We start from the raw sequence: 3,034 nt of genomic DNA on the forward strand, positions 1-3,034 counted from the left end.
TGGAGCAAATGCCGCTGAGTCCCAACGGCAAGTTGGATCGCAAGGCGCTGCCCAAACCTGAGGTGACGCATCACTACATCGCCCCGCAGAGCGCATTGGAGCAGCAGATCGCCGCGATCTGGGCCGATGTGCTGGGCGTCGAGCAAGTGGGGGTCAACGACAACTTCTTCGAACGCGGCGGGGATTCGATCATCTCGATCCAGGTCGTCAGCCGCGCGCGTGCTGCCGGCATCCATTTCACCGCCAAGGCGCTGTTCCAGCACCAGACCGTGCGCAGCCTGGCGCGGGTGGCACAGCTGCACGCTGTGGCAGTGATAGACCAGGGGCCGGTGCAGGGTCAGACGCCGCTGCTGCCGTTCCAACAGTTGTTCTTCGAAAGAGACCTGCCGCAGCCGCACCACTGGAACCAGTCACTGCTCTTGACGCCGCGCCAGCCCCTGCAGGCCGCACGCCTGGAAGCGGCCTTGCAGGCGCTGATGCTGCACCACGATGTACTGCGCCTGCGCTTCAGTCAGCACGGCGCAGAGTGGAAGGCCGAGCATGCCGAGCCTGCCAGCGGACTGCTCTGGCACGCCACGGTGCCGGATACCCAGGCCCTGACGGCGCGCTGTGAAGAGGCCCAGCGCAGCCTTGCACTGAATGGGCCGCTGCTGCGTGTATTGCTTGCCGATCTGCCGGACGGCAGCCAACGGTTGCTGCTGGTCATGCACCACTTGGTGGTGGATGGTGTGTCCTGGCGGGTGGTGCTTGAAGACCTGCAAAGTCTGTATCGCCAGCATGCGCTACCAGCCAAGACGACGTCGTTCAAAGCGTGGGCCGAGCGCGTGCAGGGCTATGCCCACAGCGAAGCGATCCAGTCGCAAAAGCACTTCTGGTTGCAGCAACTCGATGGCATGCACACGGACCTGCCGTGCCGTGACCCCCACGGCGCTCGGCCTGGTCGACTGGCGCGCACGCTGGTCAGCCGACTGGACGCAGAACGCACCCGGCAATTGCTGCAACAGGCACCGGCGGCCTATCGCACACGGATCAATGACCTGCTGCTAACCGCCCTGGCGCGGGTGATCTGCCAATGGACCGGGCATGCCAGCAGCCTGATCCAGCTGGAAGGCCATGGACGTGAGGACCTGTTCGATGACATCGACCTGAGTCGCACTCTGGGGTGGTTCACCAGTCTGTTCCCAGTGCGCCTGACGCCGGCTGACTCCCTGGCCGATTCCATCAAACAGATCAAGGAGCAACTGCGTGCCATTCCAGACAACGGTCTGGGGTTCGGTGCCCTGCGTTATCTGGGAGATGATGCGACGCGCCAAGCGTTCAGCCGCTTGCCGGTGCCGCGCATCACTTTCAACTACCTGGGCCAGGTTGACGCCAGCTTCGATCAGCCGGACGGCCTGTTTGCCACGGCGTCGGAAAGTGCCGGTGCCGAGCAGAGCCCGGACGCGCCACTGAGCAACTGGTTGACCGTCAACGGCCAAGTGTATGGCGGCGAGTTGCACATGGGCTGGACCTTCAGTCCGCTGATGTTCGACCCTGAGGTGATCGAAGCTCTGAGAGTGGCATTCAGCCGCGAACTGACGGCGTTGATCGCGCATTGCTGCACGCCCGGCAACAGCGGCGTCACCGTGTCGGACTTCCCCTTGGCGCGGTTGAACCAACAGCAACTTGAGTCGCTGCCGCTGGCCGCCGATGCCATCGAAGACCTCTACACCTTGTCGCCCATGCAGCAGGGCATGCTGTTCCACTCCCTCTATGAGCAAGCAGCGGGCGACTACATCAACCAGATCCGGGTCAGCGTCGATGGCCTGGACGTGTCACGATTCCAGCAAGCCTGGGACGCGACGGTGCAGGCGCATGACGTGCTGCGCAGCGGGTTTTTCTGGGAAGGGCAATTGGACTGGCCCTGCCAGGTGGTGTACCGCGCGGCCCGTTTGCCCGTTGAGGTGCTTGACTGGCGCGCCATGCCGGAGTGCGAACAGGCTCTACAGGATTTGCAGCAGGCCCAGCGTCGGCAGGGCTTCGAGCTGTCCCACGCGCCTTTGATGCGCCTGCTGCTGGTGCGCACCGACGAGCAGCGCCATGAACTGATTTACACCCATCACCATATCCTGATGGATGGCTGGAGCAATTCCCGCTTGTTCGGTGAAGTACTGCAACGCTATGCCGGGATCGCGGTGCCCGAAACCGCCGGGCGCTATCGCGATTACATCGGCTGGTTGCAACAGCGCGACAGCGCGGCGACCGAAGCCTTCTGGCGCGAACAGGTGGACGCGTTACAAGCGCCGACCCGCCTGGGCACCTATCCGCCAACGTCGCAGACGGGGCAGGGGCAGCATCAGTTGACGCTTGACCCCGGCTTGACTGAGCGCCTGGAATCCTTCGCGCGTAGCCACAAGGTTACCCTCAATACCTTGATCCAGGCGGCGTGGCTGATCCTGCTGCACCGCCACAGCGGGCAACCGGTGGTGGCATTCGGCGCCACGGTATCCGGGCGTCCCGCTGAACTGGTGGGGGTGGAGCAACAGGTTGGATTGTTTATCAACACCTTGCCGGTCATCTGCGCGGTGGATGAGCAGGCGTCGGTGGCCGATTGGCTGCAAGCAGTGCAGTCGCAGAACTTGTCCCTGCGCGAGCATGAGCACTGTGGGCTGTACGATATCCAGCGCTGGGCCGGGCAAGGCGGGGAAGGGCTGTTCGACAGCATCTTGGTATTCGAAAACTACCCGGTGTCCAAAGCCCTTGAGCAGGGCGGCGGCAGTGGTCTGCGATTTGGTGCGCCACAGGCCCATGAACAAACCAGTTTTCCGTTGACGGTATTGGCGGACGTCGGTGAAACGCTGTCGGTGCAATTCAACTTTGCCCGTGCGCATTTCACCATGCCCATGGTGCAGGGCTACGCCCGGCATCTGGCCAACCTGCTGGGTGGCATGCTCCAAGGCGGTGAGCAAAGCCTTGGCGAACTGGCCATGCTGGACATGGCCGAGCGCCAACAAATACTTGAACAGTGGAACGCCACCGCCCGCGACTACCCGCA

Annotated in this window: 1 protein-coding gene; it reads left to right on the forward strand. The window is 63.2% G+C overall.

What is annotated here, in order from left to right; genetic code table 11:
* A partial coding sequence (locus QRN41_RS25805; protein ID WP_285422280.1) for a condensation domain-containing protein occupies positions 1-3,034 on the forward strand: 3,034 nt, incomplete at both ends.

This window comes from Pseudomonas sp. efr-133-TYG-23 (assembly GCF_030209215.1).
Lineage (GTDB): Bacteria > Pseudomonadota > Gammaproteobacteria > Pseudomonadales > Pseudomonadaceae > Aquipseudomonas > Aquipseudomonas rhodesiae.